Here is a 26,766-nt window from a genome sequence, read left to right on the forward strand (position 1 = left end):
CCGCTTAATTAGCCTATTGATTCAAAAAAAAAAACCAACCATTTCGAGGAGGAAATAACAATGACTAAAGATCAAATCTTAGAAGCAGTTAAAAACATGACTGTTTTAGAATTAAACGACCTTGTAAAAGCAATCGAAGAAGAATTTGGCGTAACTGCTGCTGCACCTGTAGCTGTAGCTGCTGCTGGTGGCGCTGCTGCTGAAGAGCAAACTGAGTTTGATGTAATCCTTACATCTGCTGGAGATCAAAAAATCAAAGTTATCAAAGCTGTACGTGAAGTTACAGGTCTTGGACTTAAAGAAGCAAAAGAACTTGTTGACAACACTCCAAAAGCAATCAAAGAAGGCGCTTCTAAAGAAGAAGCTGAAGAAGTTAAAGCTAAACTTGAAGAAGTTGGAGCTGGCGTTGAAGTTAAGTAATCTTGCATAAACAAAAAGCTCGCTATCACTGGCGGGCTTTTTTCTCTTCATTTTAAAGAAAATGACGGAAAATCGCTGTTAATAGTTTGGTTAAAAGATTCTACAAACTTAACGGCATGCAAGCATCCATTCTTCAAATCTCTTCTCTCATTAAATCTTCAATATTCCTTTCTGATAGGGGGAGATGACTCTGACAGAGCATTACTACTCACATAAACCGGATGTCGTAAGCAATCCGAAATTTTGGGATTTTACATTAAAGGGACGTACTTTCCGCTTCAAAAGCGATAATGGCGTTTTTTCAAAAAAAGAAGTTGATTTTGGTTCTCGTCTTTTGGTTGAAACCTTTAATCTTAATGAAGCTGTGGAAGGAGATATTCTTGATGTAGGTTGCGGTTATGGACCAATTGGAATATCAATTGCAGCAGCTTATCCCGATAGAACAATAGAAATGATTGATATAAATAGCCGGGCAGTTGAATTGTCAAAAGAGAATGCCGCTTCTAACGGGATCGCCAATGTAAAAATATTCGAAAGTGATCGTTTTGACAAAGTTGGCTCCAATCAATTCGCTGCAATTCTTACGAACCCTCCCATTCGCGCAGGTAAAAGTGTTGTCCACGAAATTTTAGAAGAAAGCTATCGAAGTTTGGTAGCTGGTGGAGAATTATGGGTTGTCATTCAAAAAAAACAAGGTGCACCATCCGCCATGGATAAAATGGAGCAATTATTTGGAAATATTGAAGTGCCAGTTAAGAAAAAGGGTTACTATATACTATTATCCAAAAAGGTTTGACTCTAAAATTTCGCTATGTTAGTATTATAAAATGCATATATATAATTCCGTAACTATGCAATTTTTATACCATTGGTGTATAACCAATGGATAATATGGGAAAAATATATAAATAATAGTTCGTTTTATGAGAAATAGTGGTTTTTAAAATAAAAACCATTTTCTTTTTGTCTATGGAAATGATTCCTTTTCCGAGGCAAATTGATCCTTATAACGCTTGATTTAAGGGGTGAATCAGTTGACAGGTCAACTTGTTCAGTATGGACGACACCGCCAACGTAGAAGTTATGCAAGAATCAGTGAGGTTTTGGATCTTCCGAATCTGATTGAAATTCAAACAGCTTCTTATCAATGGTTTCTAGATGTAGGTTTAAAAGAAATGTTCCAGGATATTTCTCCTATTGAGGATTTTACAGGTAATTTATCATTAGAATTCATCGATTACAGCCTAGCTGAACCGAAGTACTCTGTGGAAGAAACAAAAGAACGCGATGTTACTTACTCTGCTCCACTTCGTGTGAAAGTGCGCCTTGTTAACAAAGAAACAGGGGAAGTAAAAGACCAGGATGTATTTATGGGCGACTTCCCTCTGATGACTGAAACAGGTACATTTGTCATCAATGGTGCAGAACGGGTAATTGTATCCCAATTAGTGCGCTCACCGAGTGTTTACTACAATGGTAAAATGGATAAAAACGGTAAGCTTGGATTCTCTGCGACCGTTATTCCTAACCGTGGCGCATGGCTCGAATACGAAACAGACGCCAAGGATGTTGTGTATGTTCGAATCGATCGCACTAGGAAATTGCCTATTACGGTATTGATGCGTGCGCTTGGATTCGGAACCGATCAAGAAATTATTGATTTAATCGGTGACAATGAATACCTTCGTAACACTCTTGAAAAGGACAACACTGAGAGTGTGGAAAAAGCATTACTAGAAATTTATGAGCGTCTACGCCCAGGTGAACCACCTACAGTCGATAACGCGAAAAGTCTTTTAGTATCCCGCTTTTTTGATCCAAAACGTTATGATTTAGCTAACGTAGGTCGTTATAAAATAAACAAAAAACTGCATATTAAGAACCGTTTGTTTGGGCAACGTATTGCGGAGACTTTGATTGATCCAGAAACAGGGGAAATTATAGTTGAAAAAGGTACAATGCTTGACCGTCGGACTCTTGATAGAATTCTGCCTCATATTGAAGCGGGAATCGGTTTTAAAACATTCCACCCATCTGGTGGTGTGGTAGAAGAAGAAACTCTTCTTCAACCTATTAAAGTATTTGCACCAAACGATGCTGAAGGCGAAAAAGTGATTAATATCATCGGTAATGCTTACGTGACCGACCAGGTTAAAAACATTACACCGGCTGATATCATTTCTTCTATTAGCTATTTCTTTAACTTATTGCATGGTGTAGGAATCACAGATGATATTGACCATTTAGGAAACCGTCGTCTGCGTTCTGTTGGTGAATTGCTGCAAAACCAATTTAGAATTGGTTTATCTCGTATGGAACGTGTCGTTCGTGAAAGAATGTCTATTCAGGATACGAATACAATCACTCCACAGCAACTAATTAACATTCGCCCAGTTATTGCATCTATTAAAGAATTCTTTGGAAGCTCTCAGCTTTCTCAATTTATGGATCAAACTAACCCGTTGGCTGAGTTGACGCATAAACGTCGTCTATCTGCATTGGGACCTGGTGGTTTAACACGTGAACGTGCGGGCTTTGAAGTACGTGACGTTCATTACTCCCACTATGGCCGTATGTGTCCGATTGAAACGCCTGAGGGACCAAATATTGGTTTGATTAACTCATTATCTAGTTTCGCAAAGGTAAACCCGTATGGTTTCATCGAAACACCATATCGTCGTGTTGATCCTGAGACAGGTAAAATTACTAGCCAAATTGATTACTTAACAGCTGATGAAGAAGATAACTATGTAGTTGCTCAAGCGAATGTTCGTCTATCAGATGACGGATCATTCCTTGATGATGACGTCGTTGCTCGTTTCCGCGGTGAAAATACCGTTGTACCGCGTGACCGCGTAGATTACATGGATGTATCTCCTAAACAGGTTGTATCTGCCGCGACAGCATGTATTCCTTTCTTGGAAAATGATGACTCCAACCGTGCCCTTATGGGAGCGAACATGCAACGTCAAGCAGTGCCTTTGCTTCAACCAGAAGCCCCTCGTGTTGGAACAGGTATGGAATATGTTTCAGCGAAAGACTCTGGTGCTGCTGTCATCTGTAAACATCCTGGTATCGTAGAACACGTTGAATCACGTGAAGTATGGGTACGTAGGGTAAGTGAGGTTGACGGACAGCAAGTAAAAGGAAACATTGATAAATACCGTTTATTAAAATTCATCCGTTCCAACCAAGGAACGTGCTATAACCAACGCCCAATCGTAAGTGTTGGTGACAACGTTGTAAAAGGTGAGATTCTTGCTGATGGTCCTTCAATGGAAAAAGGTGAGTTAGCGCTTGGACGTAACGTATTAGTTGCCTTCATGACTTGGGATGGATATAACTATGAAGATGCCATCATCATGAGTGAACGTTTAGTTAAAGATGATGTGTACACTTCTATTCATATTGAAGAATATGAGTCTGAGTCCCGTGATACGAAATTGGGACCGGAAGAGATCACACGTGATATCCCGAATGTTGGGGAAGATGCGCTTCGCAATCTTGATGAGCGCGGAATTATCCGTGTCGGCGCTGAAGTAAAAGACGGAGACCTTCTAGTTGGTAAAGTTACGCCTAAAGGTGTAACAGAATTGACTGCTGAAGAACGTTTATTACATGCAATTTTCGGTGAAAAAGCACGTGAAGTACGTGATACATCACTTCGTGTACCTCACGGCGGCGGTGGAATCGTTCTTGATGTTAAAGTATTTAACAGAGAAGATGGCGATGAACTACCTCCTGGTGTAAACCAACTTGCGCGTGTATATATCGTTCAAAAACGTAAGATCCACGAAGGCGATAAAATGGCTGGACGTCATGGTAACAAAGGGGTAATCTCTAGGATTCTTCCTGAAGAAGATATGCCTTACTTACCAGATGGCACACCGGTCGACATCATGTTAAACCCATTGGGTGTACCATCACGTATGAACATCGGGCAGGTGCTGGAGCTTCACTTAGGTATGGCAGCACGCGCGCTTGGCATTCATGTAGCATCGCCGGTATTCGATGGTGCTACTGAGGAAGATGTTTGGGGTACGATTGCAGAAGCTGGGATGTCCCGTGATGCAAAAACTGTCCTTTATGACGGACGTTCAGGTGAAGCATTCGATAACCGTGTGTCTGTTGGTGTCATGTATATGATTAAACTTGCACATATGGTTGATGATAAACTTCATGCTCGTTCAACTGGACCTTACTCCCTTGTTACGCAACAGCCACTTGGTGGTAAAGCGCAATTTGGTGGACAGCGTTTCGGTGAGATGGAGGTATGGGCACTTGAAGCTTATGGTGCTGCTTATACATTACAAGAAATCCTTACCGTTAAATCAGATGATGTCGTCGGTCGTGTGAAGACTTACGAAGCGATTGTCAAGGGTGAAAATGTCCCTGAGCCTGGTGTCCCTGAATCCTTCAAAGTATTGATTAAGGAACTTCAAAGCTTAGGATTGGATGTTAAAATTCTTAATGCCGAAGACCGTGAAATTGAAATGCGTGACTTGGAAGATGAAGAAGAAGCCAACCAAGCAGACAAATTAAGCCTTGATTCAGAAACAAAAGATATGGTTGCTTCCGAAGTAGGGGCACCAGCTAAAGAATAAATTAAATATAAACACATCAATTTATATATTATCCGCTCTGACTGGCAGCAAGATGTTTCTTTTAAGATCCTGCTGCCTTGTTAGAGTCTTATTGATTCAATCAACCATCATCCGGTGTAGATTGCCTGATATTAAGACGGCAATCAAGGGTTAAACCTGGAGATTAAAAGGGAGGTAGGCCCCTTGTTAGACGTTAATAATTTCGAGTATATGAAAATTGGTCTTGCTTCGCCAGACAAGATTCGTTCTTGGTCCCATGGAGAAGTTAAAAAACCAGAAACAATCAACTATCGTACGTTAAAGCCAGAAAAAGACGGTTTATTCTGTGAGAGAATTTTTGGACCTCAAAAGGACTGGGAATGTCATTGTGGAAAATATAAACGTGTTCGTTATAAAGGCGTAGTTTGTGACCGTTGTGGCGTTGAAGTCACTCGTGCTAAGGTTCGTCGTGAACGTATGGGTCATATTGAGCTGGCAGCTCCAGTTTCACACATATGGTATTTTAAAGGAATTCCGAGCCGTATGGGACTTGTTCTTGATATGTCTCCGCGTGCATTGGAAGAAGTTATTTACTTTGCATCTTACGTGGTAACTGAAACAGGCGATACAACTTTAGAGAAGAAACAGCTTCTTTCTGAAAAAGAATATCGTACATACCGTGAAAAATACGGTAAGAAGTTCCAAGCAGCGATGGGTGCGGAAGCTATTAAAAAACTTTTACAAGACATTGATACGGAAAAAGAAGTAGAGTCGTTGAAAGAAGAGCTTAAAACAGCTCAAGGACAACGCAGAACCCGTGCAATTAAACGCTTGGAAGTGCTAGAAGCATTCCGTAACTCTGGTAATGAACCTTCATGGATGATACTAGACGTGCTACCGGTTATTCCACCGGAACTTCGTCCAATGGTACAACTTGATGGTGGTCGTTTTGCTACATCTGATTTAAATGATTTATATCGTCGTGTTATCAACCGTAATAATCGGTTGAAAAGATTATTGGACCTTGGAGCACCAAGCATTATCGTTCAAAACGAAAAACGTATGCTTCAAGAAGCTGTCGATGCTTTAATCGATAATGGCCGTCGTGGTCGTCCAGTAACTGGACCTGGTAACCGTCCATTAAAATCTTTATCTCATATGTTAAAAGGTAAACAAGGCCGTTTCCGTCAAAATCTTCTTGGTAAACGTGTTGATTACTCTGGTCGTTCTGTTATCGTAGTTGGACCTAACTTAAAGATGTACCAATGTGGTCTGCCGAAAGAAATGGCGATTGAATTATTCAAACCATTCGTTATGAAGGAACTAGTTCAAAGAGGTTTAGCGCATAACATCAAATCTGCTAAACGTAAGATTGAACGACTATCTCCTGAAATTTGGGATGTGCTGGAAGAAGTTATTAGAGAACACCCGGTACTACTGAACCGTGCACCGACTCTTCATAGACTTGGTATTCAAGCATTTGAGCCAACTCTAGTTGAAGGTCGCGCAATTCGTTTGCATCCGCTTGTATGTACAGCTTACAATGCTGACTTTGACGGTGACCAAATGGCGGTCCATGTTCCTTTATCTTCTGAAGCTCAGGCAGAGGCTCGTATGCTAATGCTTGCTGCGCAAAATATTTTGAATCCTAAAGATGGTAAACCTGTTGTTACACCTTCTCAAGATATGGTATTAGGTAACTATTACTTAACATTGGAAAGAGAAGGCGCTATCGGTGAGGGTATGATCTTTAAAGATACAAGTGAAGCGTTGCTTGCATACCAAAATGGTTATGTACACTTACATTCCCGTTGTGCTGTGCATGCATCATCACTAAATAATGAAACATTCACGGAAGAGCAAAATAGCCAACTCTTAATAACAACTGTTGGTAAATTGATTTTCAATGAAATTTTACCAAAATCATTCCCGTATATTAACGAACCAACACGTTATAATTTGGAAACAAAAACTCCAGAGAAGTATTTCGTGGAAAAAGGCGCTGATATACCTGAATTGATTAAGGCTCAACCCGCTATTGATCCATTCAAGAAAAAAATTCTTGGAAATATTATTGCGGAAGTCTTTAAACGTTTCAAAATTACCGAAACTTCTAAAATGCTAGACAGGATGAAAGATCTTGGTTTCAAATATTCGACAAAAGCAGGTATTACCGTTGGTGTGGCTGATATTGTTGTTTTAAAAGAAAAACAAGGAATCATTACTGAAGCTCAAACGAAAGTAGATAACGTCCTGAAACAATTTAGACGGGGTCTAATTACGGAAGATGAGCGATATGATCGCGTTATCTCAATTTGGAGTGCCGCTAAGGATACCATTCAATCGAAACTTATGGACTCTCTGGACCGACGCAACCCAATCTTCATGATGAGTGACTCCGGTGCCCGTGGTAATGCATCCAACTTTACGCAGCTTGCGGGTATGCGTGGATTGATGGCCAACCCGGCTGGACGTATCATTGAATTACCGATTAAATCAAGTTTCCGTGAAGGTTTAACAGTGTTAGAGTACTTCATCTCTACACATGGTGCTCGTAAAGGTCTTGCTGATACAGCACTTAAAACAGCCGATTCCGGTTACCTTACACGCCGACTAGTTGACGTAGCCCAAGACGTTATCATTCGTGATGATGATTGTGGTACAGACCGCGGCTTGAAAATTTCTGCCTTGAGAGAGGGTACGGAAATAATCGAGCATCTTGAAGAACGTCTAGTAGGCCGATATGCAAGAAAAGCGATTAAACATCCAGAAACAAATGAAGTGATTGTAGCTGAAAACGATCTTATCACTGAGGATCTGGCTAATTATATTGAATCTCTTGGTATTGAAACAGCATGGATTCGTTCTGCCTTTACATGTAACACTAGTCATGGTGTATGTAAAAAATGTTATGGACGTAACTTGGCTACTGGTCAAGAAGTTGAAGTGGGCGAAGCAGTTGGTATTATTGCTGCTCAATCAATCGGAGAACCAGGTACACAGTTAACGATGCGTACATTCCATACTGGTGGGGTTGCCGGAGATGATATTACTCAAGGTTTACCTCGTATCCAAGAAATATTTGAAGCGAGAAATCCTAAAGGTCAAGCTATCATTTCTGAAATCGAAGGAACAGTTGTTTCGATTAATGAAATCCGCGATAAACAACAGGAAATCGTTGTTCAAGGTGCAGTTGAATCACGCACTTATACTGCGCCGTACACAGCGCGTTTAAGGGTAGCTGTTGATACATTCGTACGTCGAGGCGAAGAGTTAACAGAGGGTTCAATCGATCCAAAAGAATTGCTGAAAGTTACTGATGTACTTACTGTTCAGGAATATCTGCTTCATGAAGTACAAAAAGTATACCGGATGCAAGGGGTAGAAATCGGTGATAAACACATCGAGGTTATGGTTAGACAAATGATGCGTAAGGTCCGCGTGCTTGACGCTGGTGAAACTGAAGTTCTTCCAGGAACATTATTGGATGTTAACCAGTTTACAACTGCGAACACAGATGCATTACTGACTAGCAAATTACCTGCTACTGGACGTCCTGTATTACTAGGTATTACAAAAGCATCTCTAGAAACGGATTCCTTCTTGTCCGCAGCGTCATTCCAAGAAACAACTAGAGTCTTGACTGATGCAGCCATAAAAGGAAAACGTGATGAATTGCTTGGACTTAAAGAAAATGTTATCATCGGTAAACTTGTCCCTGCAGGAACAGGTATGCTTCGTTACAGAAAAGCAAACCCTGTCGTTGTTGGTGGCGAAAGCACAGATACAGTAACAGTAGATTAAATGAAATAGGGCCAGCTCATCTATTAAAACTGAAGACCGCACTCCTTCACTTTGGAGGAGTTGAAGAATCAGAATTTATTGAGCTGGTCTCTATTAATAAGAACAACTAACTAAATAGACGTGTGAGAACTCGCTTTATTTCCATTTTAGGCAAAGTGAAAATCTTAATAGTATTATGTAAGGAAAACCTTTTGCTTAAATTAATTTTTTGAAAGAAGTTGACAGTATCCGACTAAAGATGATACTATAGCAAAGGTGCTCCTATGTTACCCTGTAACTTTGGAGGATATGGACCATGTCTTATGAAAAAGTAATACAGGCAAAGTCAGTGATTATAGGGACGAAACAAGCAGTTAGAGCTCTGAAAAACAATTTAATTCAAGAAGTTATCATCGCTGATGATGCAGATATATACTTGACTGGGCGTGTCGTTGAGACCGCTAAAGAATTGGATGTTCCTATCACATATGTTGATTCGATGAGAATGCTTGGCAAAGCATGTGGTATTGATGTCGGAGCAGCAACTGTTGCCATTAAAAAGTAAAAATGTTTTTGCAATACTATTTGCAAAGACTTTGTTTTTACCCATTTATGAACCACCTGGATGTGTGGTACTAGAAATGAAAACGTGAAGGGAGGAAAAATGTAATGCCTACTATTAATCAATTAGTGCGTAAAGGACGCGAGTCTAAAGAGGTTAATTCAAAATCTCCAGCACTTAACAAAGGCTACAACAGCTTTAAAAAAGCACAAACTAACGTATCATCTCCGCAAAAACGTGGTGTTTGCACTCGTGTGGGTACTATGACACCGAAGAAACCAAACTCCGCGTTACGTAAATATGCGCGTGTACGTTTAACAAACGGTATCGAGGTAACAGCTTATATCCCAGGTATTGGTCACAACCTACAAGAACACAGCGTGGTTCTTATCCGTGGCGGTCGTGTAAAGGATTTACCAGGGGTACGTTATCATATCGTACGTGGTGCTCTTGATACTGCAGGAGTAAACAATCGTATGCAAAGCCGTTCTAAATACGGTACTAAGCGTCCGAAAGCAGCAAAAAAATAATTTGAAACAAAAAATTAACTTTCTTGAAAGGAGGAAATATAATGCCTCGTAAAGGACCTGTAACGAAAAGAGACGTATTACCAGATCCAATTTATAATTCAAAACTTGTGACTCGCTTAATCAACAAATTAATGGTTGATGGACAAAGAGGTAAATCACAAAAAATTCTTTACTCTGCATTTGATTTAATCAAAGAACGTACTGGCAATGAACCAATCGAAGTTTTCGATCAAGCACTTAAAAACATCATGCCTGTATTAGAAGTAAAAGCACGCCGTGTGGGTGGAGCTAACTACCAAGTACCAGTTGAGGTGCGTCCAGATCGTAAATCAACTCTAGGACTTCGTTGGTTAGTAAACTACTCTCGCCTTCGTGGAGAAAAAACGATGGAAGAGCGTTTAGCTTATGAAATCATGGATGCTGCTAACAATACTGGAGCAGCTGTTAAGAAACGTGAAGATACACACAAAATGGCTGAAGCTAATAAAGCATTCGCTCATTATCGCTGGTAAGATCAATTACTATAAAATCCTTATAGAAGGAAGGAGAAAGACAAATGGCAAGAGAGTTCTCCTTAGCAAACACTCGTAATATCGGTATCATGGCTCACATCGATGCTGGTAAAACGACAACAACAGAGCGTGTTCTATACTATACTGGTAAAATCCATAAAATTGGTGAAACACACGAAGGTGCTTCACAAATGGACTGGATGGAACAGGAACAAGAACGCGGAATCACGATCACATCCGCTGCAACAACTGCACAGTGGAAAGGTCACCGTGTAAACATCATCGATACACCAGGACACGTAGACTTCACAGTTGAAGTTGAACGTTCATTGCGTGTACTTGATGGAGCTGTAGCTGTACTTGATGCCCAATCAGGTGTTGAGCCTCAAACTGAAACAGTTTGGCGCCAAGCTACAACTTATGGTGTACCGCGTGTCGTATTCGTAAATAAAATGGACAAAATCGGTGCGGATTTCCTATATTCAGTTGGAACAATCCACGATCGTCTACAAGCTAATGCTCATCCAGTTCAGTTACCAATCGGTGCTGAAGATCAATTCTCTGCAATCATTGACCTTATTGAAATGAAAGCTCATTTCTATGCCAATGATCTAGGAACTGATATCACTGTTGGTGAGATTCCTGAAGAACATCGGGAACTAGCTGAAGAATACCGTGAAAAGTTAATTGAAGCAGTAGCAGAAGTTAATGAAGACTTAATGGAAAAATACCTTGGCGGCGAAGAAATCAGCATTGCTGAATTAAAAGCAGCTATTCGTACAGCAACTGTTAACGTTGAATTCTTCCCAGTTATCTGTGGATCAGCTTTCAAAAATAAAGGTGTCCAATTAATGCTAGATAACGTTATCGACTTCCTTCCATCTCCTTTAGATGTACCTGCAATTAAAGGTACTCTTCCAGATACAGAAGAAGAAGTAGAACGCCACTCAGATGATTCTGAACCGTTCTCCGCTTTAGCGTTTAAAGTAATGACGGATCCTTACGTTGGTAAACTTACATTCTTCCGTGTGTACTCAGGTACATTAGAATCAGGATCTTATGTAATCAACTCAACTAAAGGTAAACGTGAACGTATTGGACGTATCCTTCAAATGCACGCAAACAGCCGTGAAGAAATATCAACTGTATACGCAGGAGATATTGCTGCAGCTGTAGGATTGAAAGATACTACAACTGGTGATACTCTATGTGACGACAAGAACCAAGTTATTCTTGAGTCCATGGTATTCCCAGAACCAGTTATTTCTCTTTCAGTTGAACCAAAATCGAAAGCAGACCAAGACAAAATGGGTCAAGCTTTACAAAAGCTACAAGATGAAGATCCAACATTCCGTGCGCATACTGACCAAGAAACTGGTCAAACGATTATCGCTGGTATGGGTGAACTTCACTTGGACATCCTTGTTGACCGTATGCGTCGCGAATTTAAAGTGGAAGCTAACGTTGGTGCTCCTCAAGTAGCATACCGTGAAACTTTCCGTGGTTCAGCTAAAGTTGAAGGTAAATTCGTTCGCCAATCAGGTGGTCGTGGACAATTCGGACACGTATGGATTGAATTTGGTCCAAACGAAGAAGGTAAAGGATTCGAATTTGAAAATGCTATTGTCGGTGGTGTAGTACCACGTGAATACATCCCTGCTGTACAAGCTGGATTAGTTGATTCACTTGACCGTGGTGTACTTGCTGGTTACCCGCTAGTTGACATCAAAGCAAAATTATTTGACGGTTCTTACCATGACGTTGACTCCAATGAAATGGCATTTAAAATTGCAGCATCCATGGCTCTTAAAAATGCTGCTTCTAAATGTAAACCTGTTATCCTTGAACCAATTATGAAAGTAGAAGTTGTAATTCCTGAAGATTACCTAGGCGACATCATGGGAGATATCACATCTCGTCGTGGTCGTGTAGAAGGTATGGAAGCTCGCGGTAACACACAAATGGTTAAAGCGATGGTTCCACTATCTGAAATGTTCGGATATGCTACATCTCTACGTTCTAACACACAAGGACGCGGAACATTCTCTATGCACTTCGATCATTATGAAGAAGTACCTAAGAGCATTTCTGAAGAAATCATCAAAAAAAATAAAGGTGAATAATTGATTTTCATCTCTTATTAAAGTATAACTATCTTATGTAAGCTGTGTTGGAAGAATTAGTCTTCTTTCACAGCCCTTATATACTTAATATTTTATATATAATTTTAAGGAGGAATTCCTAATGGGAAAAGCTAAATTTGATCGTTCAAAACCGCACGTTAACGTTGGAACAATTGGTCACGTCGATCATGGTAAAACAACTCTAACAGCTGCAATCACAACTGTACTTGCTAAAACTGGTGGCGCAGAAGCTCGCGCTTATGACCAAATCGATGGTGCTCCAGAAGAAAGAGAACGTGGTATCACAATCTCTACTGCACACGTTGAGTACGAAACAGCTACTCGTCACTATGCACACGTTGACTGCCCAGGACATGCTGACTATGTTAAAAACATGATCACTGGTGCTGCACAAATGGACGGCGGAATCTTAGTAGTATCTGCTGCTGATGGCCCAATGCCACAAACTCGTGAGCACATCCTTCTTTCTCGTCAAGTAGGTGTACCATTCCTAGTAGTATTCATGAACAAATGCGACATGGTTGATGACGAAGAACTTCTTGAATTAGTAGAAATGGAAATCCGTGATCTTCTATCTGAATACGAATTCCCTGGCGATGACATTCCAGTTATCAAAGGATCTGCACTAAAAGCTCTTCAAGGAGAAGCTGCTTGGGAAGAAAAAATTCATGAATTAATGACAGCTGTTGATGAGTATATCCCTGAACCAACTCGTGACACTGACAAACCATTCATGATGCCAGTTGAGGATGTATTCTCTATCACTGGTCGTGGTACAGTTGCTACTGGCCGTGTTGAGCGTGGACAAGTTAAAGTCGGTGACGTTGTTGACATCATCGGTTTCAACGAAGAGTCTAAACCAACAACTGTAACAGGTGTTGAAATGTTCCGTAAGCTTCTTGATTATGCTGAAGCTGGTGACAACATCGGTGCACTACTTCGTGGTGTTGCTCGTGAAGATATCCAACGTGGACAAGTACTTGCTAAACCAGGTACAATCACTCCGCACACAAGTTTCAAAGCTGAAGTTTATGTTCTTTCTAAAGAAGAAGGTGGACGTCACACTCCATTCTTTACAAACTACCGTCCTCAGTTCTACTTCCGTACAACTGACGTAACTGGTATTTGTAACCTTCCTGAAGGCGTAGAAATGGTTATGCCTGGAGACAACATTGAAATGACTGTAGAACTTATCGCTCCAATCGCTATCGAAGAAGGTACTAAATTCTCTATCCGTGAGGGTGGACGTACTGTAGGCGCTGGTGTCGTTGCTACAATCACTGAGTAATTGATTCTTTAATGAATATTGGAAGGGACGCCTTCCAGGAAAAGCAGATGGGACGCCATCTGCTTTTTTTTATTTATTAAAGACTTTTAATTTATTTCTTTTATAGTATTGACTAAAAAGTAATTAAATTTTAAAGAGAATTATAATGATAATTCAAAAGAAGAAAATGGATATGAAAGACCGTGTAGAATGTACTTGTAAATACTTGTGATAGTATGTATAATAATAAAAGTGTGTTGCACAAGAAAAGTTTAAGTTTAACTTGCATTCTACTTGTGCTTTATGTATAATAGACAATGTTGGTCTTTGACTGCGATGATATGGAAGGTTGCTGACACACCCGGCCGCTTTGCCATGGCGAGTGTGTGGGAAATTTCCATTGAGAAGGTCTATTTTAAAATAGGCGAAAAGGAGGGAAAATTATGGCAAAACAAAAAATTCGTATCCGTTTAAAAGCATATGATCACAGAATTCTTGATCAATCTGCTGAGAAAATTGTTGAAACTGCAAAACGTTCTGGTGCGGCTGTATCTGGTCCAATTCCATTACCTACTGAAAGATCGGTATACACGATCCTACGTGCGGTTCATAAATACAAAGATTCTCGTGAACAATTCGAAATGCGTACGCATAAACGTCTAATCGACATCGTTAATCCAACTCCACAAACAGTTGATTCATTGATGCGTTTAGATTTACCATCAGGCGTTGACATTGAAATCAAATTATAATTCATATAAATATGAACAATTACTCTAGGAGGTGTGACTTATGACCAAAGGAATCTTAGGAAGAAAAATCGGTATGACTCAAGTTTTTGCTGAAAACGGCGAACTTATCCCGGTAACAGTTATCGAAGCTGCTAATAACGTGGTTCTTCAAAAGAAAACTGTTGAAACTGATGGCTATGAAGCAGTTCAAGTTGGTTTTGAAAACAAACGTGAAAAGCTTTCTAACAAACCTGAAAAGGGACATGTTGAAAAAGCAAATACTACTCCTAAGCGCTTCATTCGCGAATTCCGCGGAACGGATCTTACTGAATATGAGATCGGTCAAGAAGTCAATGTTAGTATTTTCGCTGAAGGCGATTTAGTAGATGTAACAGGAATTTCAAAAGGTAAAGGTTTCCAAGGCTCTATCAAACGTCATGGACAATCACGCGGACCAATGTCTCATGGTTCTCGTTACCACCGTCGCCCAGGTTCAATGGGTCCTGTTGCTCCAAACCGCGTATTCAAAGGTAAACTATTACCAGGACGTATGGGTGGGGAACAAATTACTGTTCAAAACTTAGCTATCGTTAAAGTTGATGTTGAACGTAACCTACTATTGATCAAAGGTAATGTACCTGGTGCTAGAAAAGCATTGATCAAAGTAAAAACTGCTGTTAAAGCAAAGTAATTTCTGAGAAAGGAGGAGCAATAGAATGCCAAAAGTTACATTGTTCAACCAAACAGGTTCACAAGTTGGCGACATCGAACTAAATGAATCCATCTTTGGTATCGAACCTAATAATCATGTATTATTTGAAGCAATCATTATGCAACGAGCTTCCTTACGTCAAGGAACTCATAAAGTTAAAAACCGTTCTGAAGTTGCAGGCGGTGGACGTAAACCTTGGAAACAAAAAGGAACTGGACGTGCGCGTCAAGGTTCTATCCGTTCTCCACAATGGCGTGGCGGTGGCGTTGTTTTTGGACCAACTCCAAGATCTTACGCTTACAAGCTACCTAAAAAGGTGCGTCGTTTAGCTATTAAATCTGCATTGTCTGCAAAGGCATTGGAAGAGAACATTTTGGTACTTGAAAGCTTGTCTTTCGAAGCTCCAAAAACAAAAGAATTTGTAGCAGTACTTAAAAACCTTTCTGTTGATACTAAAACGTTAGTCGTTACTGACGGTTTAGATGAGAAAGTTGCTCTTTCTGCACGTAACATCCCTGGTGTTACTGTAGTGGAAGCTGTTGGTCTTAATGTTCTTGATGTTGTTTCACACAACAAATTGATCTTGACTAAATCAGCTGTCGAAAAAGTAGAGGAGGTGCTTGCATAATGGATGCACGCGATATCATTAAGCGCCCCGTAATCACTGAACGCTCTTCAGACATAATGGCTGAGAAAAAATATACTTTTGAAGTTGATGTTAGAGCTAACAAAACTCAAGTTAAAGATGCTGTTCAAGAAATTTTCGGCGTTAAAGTTGAGAAAGTAAACATCATGAACTACAAAGGTAAATTCAAACGTATGGGCAAACATGCAGGCTATACTAACAAGCGCCGTAAAGCTATTGTTAAATTAACTGCTGACAGCAAAGAAATCGAGCTATTCGAGGCTTAATTCATTAGAGAAGGAGGGAAATACAAATGGCGATTAAGAAGTATAAACCTACCTCTAACGGTCGACGTAATATGACAACTTCCGATTTTGCTGAGATTACTACAGACAAACCGGAAAAATCATTACTTGCTCCTTTACACAGCAAAGGCGGCCGTAATAACCAAGGTAAGTTAACAGTTCGTCATCAAGGTGGCGGCCACAAGCGTCAATACCGTATCATCGATTTCAAACGGAATAAAGATGGTATACCTGGACGCGTTGCTACTATTGAGTACGATCCAAATCGTTCTGCAAACATTGCATTAATTAATTATGTTGATGGAGAAAAACGTTATATCCTAGCTCCGAAAAACCTAGAAGTAGGTTTGGAAATCATGTCAGGTCCAGAAGCTGACATTAAAGTGGGTAACGCTCTTCCTCTTATTAACATCCCAGTTGGTACAGTAATTCATAACATTGAACTTAAACCAGGAAAAGGTGGACAATTAGTCCGTTCAGCAGGAACATCTGCTCAAGTACTTGGTAAAGAAGGTCGTTATGTACTTGTACGTTTAAACTCAGGTGAGGTTCGTATGATTCTTGCTACTTGCCGTGCTTCAATCGGTCAAGTTGGTAACGAACAACATGAACTTATCAACATTGGTAAAGCTGGTCGTAATCGTTGGTTAGGCAAACGCCCAACTGTTCGTGGATCAGTAATGAACCCGAATGATCACCCACACGGTGGTGGTGAAGGTAAATCTCCAATCGGACGTAAATCACCAATGTCTCCATGGGGTAAACCAACTCTTGGATTCAAAACTCGTAAGAAGAAAAATAAATCCGATAAATTTATCGTACGTCGTCGTAAAAAATAACGGGATTGACCTACGGTTCATATATAGAACCGTAGAACAGTCACGAAGGGAGGTACTCGCATGGGTCGTAGCTTAAAAAAAGGGCCTTTTGTTGATGATCATTTATTGGTAAAAGTTGAAAAATTAAATGAAGCTGACAAGAAACAGGTAGTAAAAACTTGGTCTCGTCGCTCAACAATCTTCCCGCAATTCATCGGACATACAATCGCTGTTTATGACGGTCGTAAGCATGTGCCGGTTTATGTAACAGAAGATATGGTAGGTCACAAACTAGGCGAATTCGCGCCTACACGCACTTATAAAGGTCACGCAAGTGATGACAAGAAAACAAGACGTTAATGAGAGGAGGGCATCTCATGCAAGCAAAAGCTGTCGCTAAAACAGTTCGTATTGCTCCTCGTAAAGTGCGTTTAGTCGCAGATTTAATTCGAGGAAAACAAGTAGGTGAAGCAGTGGCGATTCTTCGCTTAACACCAAAATCTGCTTCTCCAGTCGTAGAAAAAATTCTGAAATCTGCTATCGCAAATGCAGAACACAACTACGAAATGGATATTAATAACCTAGTCGTTTCAGAGGCATACGTTAACGAAGGACCAACATTAAAACGTTTCCGTCCTCGCGCTCAAGGTCGTGCGAGTGCAATAAACAAACGTACTAGTCATATTACAATCGTTGTATCAGAAAAGAAGGAGGGGTAATCTGTGGGTCAAAAGGTAAATCCTATCGGTTTGCGTATCGGAATCATTCGTGATTGGGAATCCAAATGGTACGCTGATAAAGACTACGCTACTCTTTTGCATGAAGACATTAAAGTTCGTGAATATATCGCGAAACGCTTAAGTGATGCTTCTGTATCCAAGGTTGAAATCGAACGTGCTGCTAACCGCATCAATGTATCAGTTCACACTGCTAAACCAGGAATGGTTATCGGTAAGGGCGGTACTGAAGTTGAAGCACTTCGTAAAGCTTTGAACCAGCTAACTGGCAAAAGAGTTCATATTAATATCATTGAAATTAAAAGAGCAGATCTTGACGCAAAATTGGTTGCTGAAAACATCGCTCGTCAATTAGAAAACCGTGTTTCATTCCGTCGTGCTCAAAAACAAGCTATTCAACGCACTATGCGTTCTGGCGCAAAAGGAATCAAAACACAAGTTTCTGGTCGTCTTGGCGGTGCTGATATTGCTCGTGCTGAACACTACAGCGAAGGAACAGTTCCACTTCACACACTTCGTGCTGACATAGATTATGCTCATGCTGAAGCAGATACTACTTACGGGAAGCTAGGCGTGAAAGTTTGGATCTACCGTGGAGAAGTTCTTCCTACTAAGAAGAAATCTGAGGAAGGAGGAAAATAATATGTTATTGCCAAAACGCGTAAAATACCGTCGTGAACATCGCGGTAAGATGAGAGGGATGGCTAAGGGCGGCACTGAAGTTCATTTTGGAGAATTTGGACTTCAAGCTCAAGAAGCTTCTTGGATCACTAACCGTCAAATCGAGGCAGCTCGTATTGCGATGACTCGTTACATGAAACGTGGAGGAAAAGTTTGGATTAAGATTTTCCCAAGCAAACCTTACACTGCAAAACCGCTTGAAGTACGGATGGGTTCCGGTAAAGGTGCTCCTGAAGGTTGGGTAGCAGTAGTTAAACCGGGCAAAGTATTGTTTGAAATCTCTGGTGTATCTGAAGAGGTGGCAAGAGAAGCATTGCGCCTTGCAGCACACAAACTTCCAATCAAATGTAAGTTTGTAAAAAGAGAGGAAATTGGTGGTGAAACAAATGAAAGCTAATGAAATCAAAGATCTAACCACTGCTGAAATTGAACAAAAACTAAAATCTCTTAAAGAAGAACTATTTAATCTTCGTTTCCAGTTAGCTACTGGACAACTTGAAAATACAGCTCGCATCCGTGAAGTTCGCAAATCGATTGCTCGTATGAAAACAGTTGTTCGTCAAAGAGAGATCGGTGTCACTAATCGATAATGAATGGAGGTTTGCAGAATGAGCGAACGCAACCAACGCAAAATCTACACTGGCCGCGTAGTATCCGATAAAATGGATAAAACAGTAACAGTTGTTGTAGAAACCTATAAAAAGCATTCTTTATACGGTAAACGCGTGAAATACTCTAAAAAGTTAAAAGCTCATGACGAGCTAAATGAAGCGAAAGCTGGCGACGTAGTACGTATTATGGAAACTCGTCCACTTTCAGCTACAAAACGCTTCCGTCTTGTAGAAGTAGTAGAAAAAGCAGTAATTATTTAATATAGTTCGGATTAAGCTAATTCCGAAGGGAGGTACCGTACATGATTCAACAAGAATCTCGTTTAAAAGTCGCTGACAATTCAGGTGCTCGTGAAGTACTAACAATTAAAGTCCTAGGTGGTTCTGGCCGTAAATATGCTAACATCGGTGATGTTATCGTTTGTACAGTTAAACAGGCAACACCAGGAGGCGTTGTTAAAAAAGGTGAAGTCGTTAAGGCTGTTGTTGTCCGTACAAAACGTGGTATGCGTCGTCCTGACGGTTCTTACATTCGTTTTGATGAAAACGCATGTGTAATTATCCGTGACGATAAGAGCCCACGTGGAACTCGTATTTTTGGACCTGTTGCTCGTGAATTACGTAACAATAGTTTCATGAAGATCGTTTCTCTAGCTCCAGAAGTTCTATAATATGTAAAATTTGTATAAAGCCTTTCAAGGAGGTGCCAAGCTAATGCATGTTAAAAAAGGTGACAAAGTCGTAGTCATCTCTGGTAAGGACAAAGGCAAACAAGGAACAATTCTTGAAGCATATCCGAAACAAAATCGTGTGCTTGTTGAAGGAATTAACATCGTGAAAAAGCATTCCAAGCCATCTCAAATTAATCCACAAGGTGGAATTATTAGCAGAGAAGCTGCAATTCACGTATCCAATGTAATGCCACTTGATCCAAAATCAGGTAAACCGACTCGTGTTGGATATAAGATTGAAAATGGTAAAAAAGTACGCGTAGCTAAAATATCAGGTGAAACTTTAGATAAATAAGTCATAAATGAAGGGAGGTACACTAAGCAATGAGCCGCCTTAAAGAAAAATTCAAAAGTGAAATTACACCATCATTGATGGGTAAATTCAACTATCAATCAGTAATGCAAGTACCAAACATTGAGAAAATCGTTATTAATATGGGTGTTGGTGACGCAGTATCTAACTCAAAAGCTTTAGATACAGCTGTTGAAGAACTTACACTTATCACTGGTCAAAAACCAGTTGTAACAAAAGCTAAAAAATCAATCGCAGGCTTCCGTTTGCGTGAAGGTATGCCTATCGGAGCGAAAGTTACATTACGTGGAGAACGTATGTATCAATTCCTTGATAAGCTAGTATCAGTATCTTTACCACGTGTACGTGATTTCCGCGGCGTTTCAAAGAAATCTTTTGACGGACGTGGGAACTATACATTAGGTGTTAAAGAACAACTTATCTTCCCTGAGATTGATTACGATAAAGTGAGCAAAGTTCGTGGTATGGATATCGTTATCGTAACGACTGCCAACACTGACGAAGAAGCTCGTGAACTACTTACTCAAGTTGGAATGCCGTTCCAAAAGTAATCTCTAAATAAAGGGAGGCGAAATCGTGGCTAAAAAGTCTATGATCGTAAAGCAAAAACGCGAACAAAAGTTTAAAGTACAAGAATATACACGTTGCGAACGTTGCGGACGTCCACATTCTGTATTACGTAAATTTAAGCTTTGTCGTATTTGTTTCCGCGAACTTGCATATAAAGGACAAATTCCTGGCGTTAAAAAAGCTAGCTGGTAAAACCCGAGTTTGGGAAGGAGGTAAAATATAATGGTCATGACAGATCCTATTGCAGATATGCTTACTCGCATCCGTAATGCGAATATGGTTCGTCACGAAAAACTAGAAGTTCCTGCTTCAAAGATCAAGAAAGAAATTGCTGAGATCTTAAAGCGTGAAGGCTTCGTACGTGACTTTGAATTAATCGAAGACAACAAACAAGGTATCATCCGTATCTTCTTAAAATACGGTGCAAACAACGAACGTGTTATCACTGGTCTAAAACGTATCAGCAAACCTGGTTTGCGTGTATATGCAAAAACTGGAGAAGTACCACGCGTTTTAAACGGTTTAGGTATCGCAGTTGTTTCTACTTCTCACGGAGTTTTAACTGACAAGGAAGCTCGCTCTAAACAAGTTGGCGGAGAAGTTTTAGCATACGTTTGGTAATACATTTTCACAAGAATGGAGGTGCACAATATGTCTCGTATAGGTAAAAAACCTATTGAAATCCCTGCAGGTGTAACAGTTACTGTTAACGGAAGTGAAGTAACTGTAAAAGGACCTAAAGGTGAATTATCTAGATCATTTAGTCCTGATCTTACAATCGTTGTTGAAGAGAACGTGGTAACTGTTACACGCCCGTCTGACGAGAAGGCTCACCGTTCTTTACACGGTACTACTCGCGCACTTATCTCTAACATGGTTGAAGGTGTATCAAAAGGATTTGTAAAATCACTTGAACTTATTGGGGTTGGGTACCGTGCGCAAAAGCAAGGTACTAAGCTTATCCTTAACGTAGGATATTCTCACCCTGTAGAAATAGAACCAGAAGCTGGTGTTGAAGTCGAAGTTCCTTCTAATACAAAAGTAATTATTAAAGGTGCTAGCAAAGAACGTGTAGGAGCTCTTGCAGCTAATATCCGTGATGTTCGCCCACCTGAACCGTATAAAGGTAAAGGTATTCGTTACGAAGGCGAATTCGTTCGTCGTAAAGAAGGTAAAACTGGTAAGTAATGCCGCATAAGTAAACGAAAGGAGTGACGTAAATGATTACGAAGCTTGATAAAAATGCTACTCGTCAGAAAAGACATGCACGTGTGCGTGCAAAGCTTTCTGGAACAGAAGCTCGTCCTCGTTTAAATGTGTTTCGTTCAAACAAACACATTTACGCACAATTAATTGACGATGCAAAAGGCGTAACATTAGCAAGTGCTTCAACTCTTGATAAAGAGATCGGTATCGAAGCTAGTAGCAATGCTGAAGCAGCTCAAAAAGTTGGCGAACTTATTGCGAAACGTGCTGTTGAAAAAGGTTTCAAAGCTGTGGTATTTGACCGCGGTGGTTACCTCTTCCATGGTCGTGTTAAAGCATTGGCTGACGCTGCTCGTGAAAACGGCTTAGAATTTTAATGGATAAGGAGGGACATAAACAGATGCGTAGCATTGATCCTAATAAATTAGAACTTGAAGAACGCGTAGTTACAGTAAATCGTGTAGCTAAAGTTGTTAAAGGCGGACGTCGTTTCCGTTTCACTGCACTAGTAGTTGTAGGTGATAAAAACGGTCATGTTGGATTTGGTACTGGTAAAGCTCAAGAAGTTCCGGATGCAATCCGTAAAGCTATTGAGGACGCTAAGAAAAATCTAATTACTGTACCAATGGTTGGAACTACAATTCCTCACCTTGTGAACGGACGCTATGGCGCAGGTCACATTCTATTGAAACCAGCTTCTGAAGGTACAGGAGTAATTGCTGGTGGTCCTGTTCGTGCGGTACTTGAATTAGGCGGAGTTAGCGATATCTTGTCTAAATCATTAGGTACTAACACACCTATTAATATGGTTCGCGCAACAATCGAAGGATTGAAGCAATTGAAACGTGCTGAAGACGTAGCTAAGTTACGTGGAAAATCAGTACAAGAACTGTTAGGATAAGGAGGGAAATCAAATTATGGCTAATAAATTAGAAATTACCCTCACTCGCAGCTTGATTGGTCGTCCTGAAGATCAACGTGTTACAGTTAACACTTTGGGTTTACGTAAAATGCATCAAACGGTTGTTCATGATGATAACCCTGCGATTCGCGGTATGATTACCAAAGTTGCTCATCTTGTTACTGTAAAAGAACAATAAAATAATTTTTAACTTAACAAGGAGGTGCCAACATGAAACTTCATGAGTTAAAAGCTGCAGAAGGTTCTCGTAAAGAACGTAAACGTAAAGGTCGCGGTATTGGATCTGGTAACGGTAAAACAGCAGGTAAAGGTCACAAAGGACAAAACGCTCGTTCCGGCGGCGGTGTACGCCTTGGATTTGAAGGGGGACAAACTCCTCTATTCAGACGTTTACCTAAACGTGGATTTACCAACATTAACCGTAAAGACTATGCTATCGTGAATCTTGATACGTTAAATCTTTTCGAAGACGGTACTGAAGTAACACCAGCTCTATTACTTGAGACTGGTATTGTAAGTAAAGAAAAAGCAGGAATCAAAATTCTTGCAAAAGGAAGCATTGAGAAAAAGCTTACTGTTAAAGCTCACAAATTCTCTTCTACTGCTAAAGAAGCTATCGAAGCTGCTGGCGGTAATACAGAGGTGATCTAATGTTTCGCACGATCTCCAATTTTATGCGCGTGGGTGAAATAAGGAATAAGATTATTTTTACCCTTCTAATGTTAATCGTCTATCGCATCGGTACATTTATTCCTGTGCCGCATGTGAATGCCGATTTTCTCGCTGCACAGGACCAGCTAAGCGTCATAGGTCTTTTAAATACCTTTGGCGGCGGAGCACTTCAAAACTTCTCTATTTTAGCGATGGGTATTATGCCGTATATCACGGCATCTATTATCGTTCAACTATTACAGATGGATGTTGTACCAAAGTTCACTGAATGGTCTAAACAAGGAGAAGCAGGGCGCCGTAAATTAGCTCAATTCACGCGGTACTTCACTATTATACTCGGATTTATCCAAGCTTTTGGTATGTCTTATGGGTTCAATAATATGTCAGGTGGCCAGTTGATTGAAAATCCTGGAATTGCAACATACTTGCTTATTGCGACTGTCTTAACGGCAGGAACAGCTTTTCTTTTGTGGTTAGGAGAGCTGATCACTGCTAAAGGTGTAGGTAATGGGATTTCTATCATAATCTTTGCTGGTATCGTGGCTAGTTTGCCAAATACGGCAAACCAGATCTACGCACAACAGTTCGAAAATGCTGGAGATCAATTATTTTTACGAATAATAACTATTGTCCTTATTGTTTTAGCAGTATTAGCAATCGTGGTTGCTGTTATTTTTATTCAGCAGGCATTGCGTAAAATTCCTATTCAGTATGCCAAGCGTGCTGCGGTAGGTCGTACACAAATGGGTGGCCAGTCTACACATTTACCATTGAAAGTAAATGCTGCGGGGGTTATTCCGGTAATCTTTGCAATGGCATTTCTTATCACCCCAACTACAATCGCTTCTTTTTTTGGAAAGAACAGTGTTACTAGTTGGATTACAGAACATCTTGTTTATACCAATCCAATTGGTATGATCATATATGTTGCTCTTATCATTGCTTTTGCGTATTTTTATGCATTCATTCAGGTTAATCCTGAACAAATGGCTGAGAATTTGAAAAAGCAAGGTGGCTATGTGCCAGGGATTCGTCCAGGTAAGAGTACACAAGAATATTTAACACGTGTTTTATACCGTCTAACGTTTGTTGGTTCTATATTCTTAGCAGTCATCGCCGTTTTACCGGTATTTTTCATAAAGCTTGCTGATCTTCCTCAATCTGCACAGATTGGTGGAACTAGTTTACTAATCGTTGTAGGGGTAGCCCTTGATACGATGAAACAGCTAGAGTCACAACTTGTGAAAAGACACTATAAAGGCTTTATAAAGTAATGAGTTTTGGGAACAACATGTTCCCTTTACCCATTATAGAGTTTGAGGGGGAAGAAAATTGAATCTAGTGTTAATGGGTCTGCCGGGTGCTGGTAAGGGCACTCAAGCCGAACAAATCGTAGAAAAATATAATATCCCTCATATTTCTACTGGAGATATGTTCCGAACAGCTATCAAAGATGGAACAGAATTAGGTCTAAAGGCAAAATCATTCATGGACAAAGGCGAATTGGTACCTGATGAAGTTACCATCGGCATTGTACGTGAGCGTTTAAGCAAGGAGGACTGCCTAAAAGGATTTTTGCTTGATGGATTCCCACGTACTGTGGCACAAGCAGAAGCACTTGAAAGCATCCTTACTGATTTAGATCGCAAAATAAATTTTGTCATTAATATCGATGTGGATAAAAGCATCTTAATGGAAAGATTGACAGGACGTCGTATTTGCAAATCATGTGGTGCGACATATCATCTTGTATTCAATCCTCCTGCTAAAGATGATGTATGCGACCGCTGTGGCGGAGAATTATATCAACGTGCTGACGATAATGAAGAAACGGTTCAAAATCGCTTAGATGTGAATTTGAAACAAACTAAGCCACTTCTTGATTTCTACGGAGAAAAAGGATACTTGGTAAACATTAACGGACAGCAAGATATTAATAAGGTATTTGAAAACATTGATGTGTTACTTGGTGCTTTGCAAAATTAATCATCGTATTGATTTATGAAATTCATACCATTTTTACAACTTACTAGTTAAACTTGGTGCATTCCTTTAATACAAAGGGTATAATGGATTTCGCTAGAGCATTCTCACATTTATTAATCAGGTTCTTGTACTTGGTATTCCCTGAATTGGGCGATTACTTTATAAGTAATCTTCATGGACATATCCGGTCGGCAAAATTGATGAAGAAATGCAGTGACTCTATTAGGATTCCTAAAGAGTCATGATATAGAGGGTTGAAAGAAGCTATGTCAGGCGTGCGCCTTTCAAACATCTCCCATGCTATTCAAACCTATGTCGAGACTAATTGCTTCTCTATTTTGAGAGTATGTCGGTCACGGAATCGGTCAAGACTTACATGAGGACCCATAAATTCCTCATTTCGGTCCAACTGATAAAGGTCCTCAGTTAAAGCCTGGTTCTACAAAATGGTGAATACTTGATGCAGAATTGTATGACTTTTGAGGATAATTGGACTGGAGTAATGTTGACGGAAAGATGTGTACCTTTAATAGGTTCACGCATAGAGAAGGGAGAATCACTTTAATGGCGAAAGATGATGTAATTGAAGTAGAAGGCACAGTACAAGAGACTTTGCCAAATGCAATGTTTAAGGTAGAATTAGAAAATGGTCATACTGTTTTAGCTCATGTATCCGGTAAAATTCGTATGCACTTTATTCGCATTTTGCCTGGAGATAAAGTTACGGTTGAGCTTTCCCCGTATGATCTAACTCGCGGCAGAATCACATACCGGTTTAAATAATCCGGTTACGCTCCGATCTGTATAAGGAGGTTAGATAGCAATGAAAGTCAGACCATCAGTCAAACCAATCTGCGAAAAGTGTAAAGTTATCCGCAGAAAAGGTAAAGTTATGGTTATTTGCGAAAACCCTAAACATAAACAAAAACAAGGCTAAATAGAAGGAGGTGCACTCAAGCATGGCACGTATTGCTGGAGTAGATATTCCCCGTGACAAACGTATTGTTATCTCATTAACATATATATATGGTATTGGAAAACAAACAGCGATTAAAGTTCTTGCAGAAGCTGGTATTTCTGAAGAAACTCGCGTTCGTGACTTAACGGAAGACGAATTGAACAAAATTCGTGATATCATTGACAAGTTAAAAGTAGAAGGCGACCTTCGTCGTGAAATTTCCCTTAACATTAAACGTCTAATGGAAATCGGTTCTTACCGTGGTTTACGTCACCGTCGTGGACTTCCTGTTCGTGGACAAAATACAAAAAACAATGCTCGTACGCGTAAAGGACCTCGTCGTACTGTAGCTAACAAGAAAAAATAATTAGTAAAGGAGGTTACTTT

The 26,766-nt window shown here is 40.1% G+C and carries 35 protein-coding genes and 1 pseudogene; all 36 read left to right on the top strand.

What is annotated here, in order from left to right; translation table 11 throughout:
• The first annotated feature begins 60 nt into the window (after positions 1-60).
• The 36 genes and pseudogenes from rplL to rpsM all read left to right on the top strand — a co-directional run bounded on the left by rplL (position 61) and on the right by rpsM (position 26,746).
• Entirely contained in the window at positions 61-420 is a 360-nt protein-coding gene (gene rplL / locus NST21_RS00655; RefSeq protein ID WP_053349071.1) for a 50S ribosomal protein L7/L12, read from the top strand.
• Between the two features lie 190 nt (positions 421-610).
• Positions 611-1,216, top strand: a complete 606-nt coding sequence (locus NST21_RS00660) for a class I SAM-dependent methyltransferase (RefSeq protein ID WP_340892434.1) — start codon at positions 611-613, stop codon at positions 1,214-1,216.
• Positions 1,217-1,454: 238 nt separating this feature from the next.
• Positions 1,455-5,024, top strand: coding sequence for a DNA-directed RNA polymerase subunit beta (rpoB, locus tag NST21_RS00665; protein WP_053349070.1), 3,570 nt, complete (start codon positions 1,455-1,457; stop codon positions 5,022-5,024).
• A gap of 183 nt (positions 5,025-5,207) precedes the next feature.
• Positions 5,208-8,807 (top strand): DNA-directed RNA polymerase subunit beta', encoded by a 3,600-nt coding sequence (gene rpoC / locus NST21_RS00670; RefSeq protein WP_056521826.1) that lies wholly within the window; start codon positions 5,208-5,210, stop codon positions 8,805-8,807.
• Positions 8,808-9,102: 295 nt separating this feature from the next.
• Positions 9,103-9,351, top strand: a complete 249-nt coding sequence (locus NST21_RS00675) for a 50S ribosomal protein L7ae-like protein (protein ID WP_034305040.1) — start codon at positions 9,103-9,105, stop codon at positions 9,349-9,351.
• 104 nt (positions 9,352-9,455) lie between these two features.
• Positions 9,456-9,878, top strand: coding sequence for a 30S ribosomal protein S12 (gene rpsL, locus NST21_RS00680; protein ID WP_053349068.1), 423 nt, complete (start codon positions 9,456-9,458; stop codon positions 9,876-9,878).
• Between the two features lie 41 nt (positions 9,879-9,919).
• On the top strand, positions 9,920-10,390 hold the full coding sequence (rpsG, locus tag NST21_RS00685; protein WP_048677878.1) for a 30S ribosomal protein S7: 471 nt from the start codon (positions 9,920-9,922) through the stop codon (positions 10,388-10,390).
• Positions 10,391-10,434: 44 nt separating this feature from the next.
• Positions 10,435-12,513 carry an elongation factor G gene (gene fusA / locus NST21_RS00690; protein ID WP_056521830.1) on the top strand — a complete coding sequence of 693 codons (2,079 nt, stop codon included), beginning with the start codon at positions 10,435-10,437 and terminating at the stop codon, positions 12,511-12,513.
• Positions 12,514-12,634: 121 nt separating this feature from the next.
• Positions 12,635-13,822 carry an elongation factor Tu gene (gene tuf / locus NST21_RS00695; protein WP_056521833.1) on the top strand — a complete coding sequence of 396 codons (1,188 nt, stop codon included), beginning with the start codon at positions 12,635-12,637 and terminating at the stop codon, positions 13,820-13,822.
• 422 nt (positions 13,823-14,244) lie between these two features.
• Positions 14,245-14,553 carry a 30S ribosomal protein S10 gene (rpsJ, locus tag NST21_RS00700; RefSeq protein ID WP_019244375.1) on the top strand — a complete coding sequence of 103 codons (309 nt, stop codon included), beginning with the start codon at positions 14,245-14,247 and terminating at the stop codon, positions 14,551-14,553.
• A gap of 40 nt (positions 14,554-14,593) precedes the next feature.
• Complete coding sequence (rplC, locus tag NST21_RS00705) at positions 14,594-15,223, top strand: 50S ribosomal protein L3 (RefSeq protein WP_053349065.1); 630 nt, start codon at positions 14,594-14,596, stop codon at positions 15,221-15,223.
• Positions 15,224-15,248: 25 nt separating this feature from the next.
• Positions 15,249-15,872, top strand: a complete 624-nt coding sequence (gene rplD / locus NST21_RS00710) for a 50S ribosomal protein L4 (RefSeq protein ID WP_053349064.1) — start codon at positions 15,249-15,251, stop codon at positions 15,870-15,872.
• Positions 15,872-16,156, top strand: a complete 285-nt coding sequence (rplW, locus tag NST21_RS00715; protein WP_034305023.1) for a 50S ribosomal protein L23 — start codon at positions 15,872-15,874, stop codon at positions 16,154-16,156. Before rplD ends, rplW begins: the two co-directional genes overlap by 1 nt.
• Before the next feature lie 26 nt (positions 16,157-16,182).
• The gene (gene rplB / locus NST21_RS00720; protein WP_340887293.1) at positions 16,183-17,013 is read left to right on the top strand and encodes a 50S ribosomal protein L2; all 831 of its coding nucleotides are present in this window, start codon (positions 16,183-16,185) and stop codon (positions 17,011-17,013) included.
• Between the two features lie 60 nt (positions 17,014-17,073).
• On the top strand, positions 17,074-17,352 hold the full coding sequence (gene rpsS, locus NST21_RS00725) for a 30S ribosomal protein S19 (protein ID WP_034305018.1): 279 nt from the start codon (positions 17,074-17,076) through the stop codon (positions 17,350-17,352).
• A gap of 17 nt (positions 17,353-17,369) precedes the next feature.
• Positions 17,370-17,711, top strand: coding sequence for a 50S ribosomal protein L22 (rplV, locus tag NST21_RS00730; protein WP_034305017.1), 342 nt, complete (start codon positions 17,370-17,372; stop codon positions 17,709-17,711).
• Positions 17,712-17,714: 3 nt separating this feature from the next.
• A complete protein-coding gene (rpsC, locus tag NST21_RS00735; RefSeq protein WP_053349062.1) occupies positions 17,715-18,371 on the top strand; it encodes a 30S ribosomal protein S3 in 657 nt (218 codons plus the stop codon).
• A 1-nt stretch (position 18,372) separates the two neighbouring features.
• Positions 18,373-18,807, top strand: a complete 435-nt coding sequence (gene rplP / locus NST21_RS00740) for a 50S ribosomal protein L16 (RefSeq protein WP_053349061.1) — start codon at positions 18,373-18,375, stop codon at positions 18,805-18,807.
• Entirely contained in the window at positions 18,797-19,000 is a 204-nt protein-coding gene (gene rpmC, locus NST21_RS00745) for a 50S ribosomal protein L29 (RefSeq protein WP_034305010.1), read from the top strand. Before rplP ends, rpmC begins: the two co-directional genes overlap by 11 nt.
• 18 nt (positions 19,001-19,018) lie before the next feature.
• The gene (rpsQ, locus tag NST21_RS00750) at positions 19,019-19,282 is read left to right on the top strand and encodes a 30S ribosomal protein S17 (RefSeq protein ID WP_034305007.1); all 264 of its coding nucleotides are present in this window, start codon (positions 19,019-19,021) and stop codon (positions 19,280-19,282) included.
• 41 nt (positions 19,283-19,323) lie between these two features.
• Positions 19,324-19,692 carry a 50S ribosomal protein L14 gene (gene rplN, locus NST21_RS00755; protein WP_053349060.1) on the top strand — a complete coding sequence of 123 codons (369 nt, stop codon included), beginning with the start codon at positions 19,324-19,326 and terminating at the stop codon, positions 19,690-19,692.
• Between the two features lie 43 nt (positions 19,693-19,735).
• On the top strand, positions 19,736-20,047 hold the full coding sequence (gene rplX / locus NST21_RS00760) for a 50S ribosomal protein L24 (protein ID WP_053349059.1): 312 nt from the start codon (positions 19,736-19,738) through the stop codon (positions 20,045-20,047).
• 29 nt (positions 20,048-20,076) lie between these two features.
• Entirely contained in the window at positions 20,077-20,616 is a 540-nt protein-coding gene (rplE, locus tag NST21_RS00765; protein ID WP_053349058.1) for a 50S ribosomal protein L5, read from the top strand.
• A gap of 25 nt (positions 20,617-20,641) precedes the next feature.
• Positions 20,642-20,827 carry a type Z 30S ribosomal protein S14 gene (locus NST21_RS00770; protein WP_034304998.1) on the top strand — a complete coding sequence of 62 codons (186 nt, stop codon included), beginning with the start codon at positions 20,642-20,644 and terminating at the stop codon, positions 20,825-20,827.
• A 30-nt stretch (positions 20,828-20,857) separates the two neighbouring features.
• Positions 20,858-21,256: a 30S ribosomal protein S8 gene (gene rpsH / locus NST21_RS00775; RefSeq protein WP_053349057.1), complete on the top strand. Its 399-nt coding sequence runs from the start codon at positions 20,858-20,860 to the stop codon at positions 21,254-21,256.
• A gap of 30 nt (positions 21,257-21,286) precedes the next feature.
• Positions 21,287-21,823 carry a 50S ribosomal protein L6 gene (gene rplF / locus NST21_RS00780; RefSeq protein WP_340887295.1) on the top strand — a complete coding sequence of 179 codons (537 nt, stop codon included), beginning with the start codon at positions 21,287-21,289 and terminating at the stop codon, positions 21,821-21,823.
• A gap of 32 nt (positions 21,824-21,855) precedes the next feature.
• Positions 21,856-22,218, top strand: a complete 363-nt coding sequence (rplR, locus tag NST21_RS00785) for a 50S ribosomal protein L18 (RefSeq protein WP_053349055.1) — start codon at positions 21,856-21,858, stop codon at positions 22,216-22,218.
• A 23-nt stretch (positions 22,219-22,241) separates the two neighbouring features.
• Positions 22,242-22,742 carry a 30S ribosomal protein S5 gene (gene rpsE, locus NST21_RS00790; RefSeq protein ID WP_034304987.1) on the top strand — a complete coding sequence of 167 codons (501 nt, stop codon included), beginning with the start codon at positions 22,242-22,244 and terminating at the stop codon, positions 22,740-22,742.
• A gap of 16 nt (positions 22,743-22,758) precedes the next feature.
• Positions 22,759-22,941 (top strand): 50S ribosomal protein L30, encoded by a 183-nt coding sequence (rpmD, locus tag NST21_RS00795; protein WP_053349054.1) that lies wholly within the window; start codon positions 22,759-22,761, stop codon positions 22,939-22,941.
• Between the two features lie 32 nt (positions 22,942-22,973).
• Complete coding sequence (gene rplO / locus NST21_RS00800; RefSeq protein WP_053349053.1) at positions 22,974-23,414, top strand: 50S ribosomal protein L15; 441 nt, start codon at positions 22,974-22,976, stop codon at positions 23,412-23,414.
• Positions 23,414-24,709, top strand: a complete 1,296-nt coding sequence (secY, locus tag NST21_RS00805; RefSeq protein WP_053349052.1) for a preprotein translocase subunit SecY — start codon at positions 23,414-23,416, stop codon at positions 24,707-24,709. The genes rplO and secY overlap by 1 nt, the downstream gene beginning before the upstream one ends.
• A 58-nt stretch (positions 24,710-24,767) precedes the next feature.
• Positions 24,768-25,421: an adenylate kinase gene (locus NST21_RS00810; protein ID WP_201188204.1), complete on the top strand. Its 654-nt coding sequence runs from the start codon at positions 24,768-24,770 to the stop codon at positions 25,419-25,421.
• 169 nt (positions 25,422-25,590) lie between these two features.
• Positions 25,591-25,808, top strand: a pseudogene (locus NST21_RS00815) (M24 family metallopeptidase); the annotation flags it as partial.
• 177 nt (positions 25,809-25,985) lie between these two features.
• The gene (infA, locus tag NST21_RS00820) at positions 25,986-26,204 is read left to right on the top strand and encodes a translation initiation factor IF-1 (RefSeq protein ID WP_028390440.1); all 219 of its coding nucleotides are present in this window, start codon (positions 25,986-25,988) and stop codon (positions 26,202-26,204) included.
• Between the two features lie 40 nt (positions 26,205-26,244).
• Positions 26,245-26,358, top strand: a complete 114-nt coding sequence (gene rpmJ, locus NST21_RS00825) for a 50S ribosomal protein L36 (protein ID WP_003156543.1) — start codon at positions 26,245-26,247, stop codon at positions 26,356-26,358.
• Between the two features lie 22 nt (positions 26,359-26,380).
• Positions 26,381-26,746: a 30S ribosomal protein S13 gene (gene rpsM / locus NST21_RS00830; protein ID WP_340887297.1), complete on the top strand. Its 366-nt coding sequence runs from the start codon at positions 26,381-26,383 to the stop codon at positions 26,744-26,746.
• Positions 26,747-26,766 lie beyond the last annotated feature (20 nt).

The organism is Peribacillus sp. FSL K6-1552 (assembly GCF_038005205.1).
Lineage (GTDB): Bacteria > Bacillota > Bacilli > Bacillales > DSM-1321 > Peribacillus > Peribacillus butanolivorans.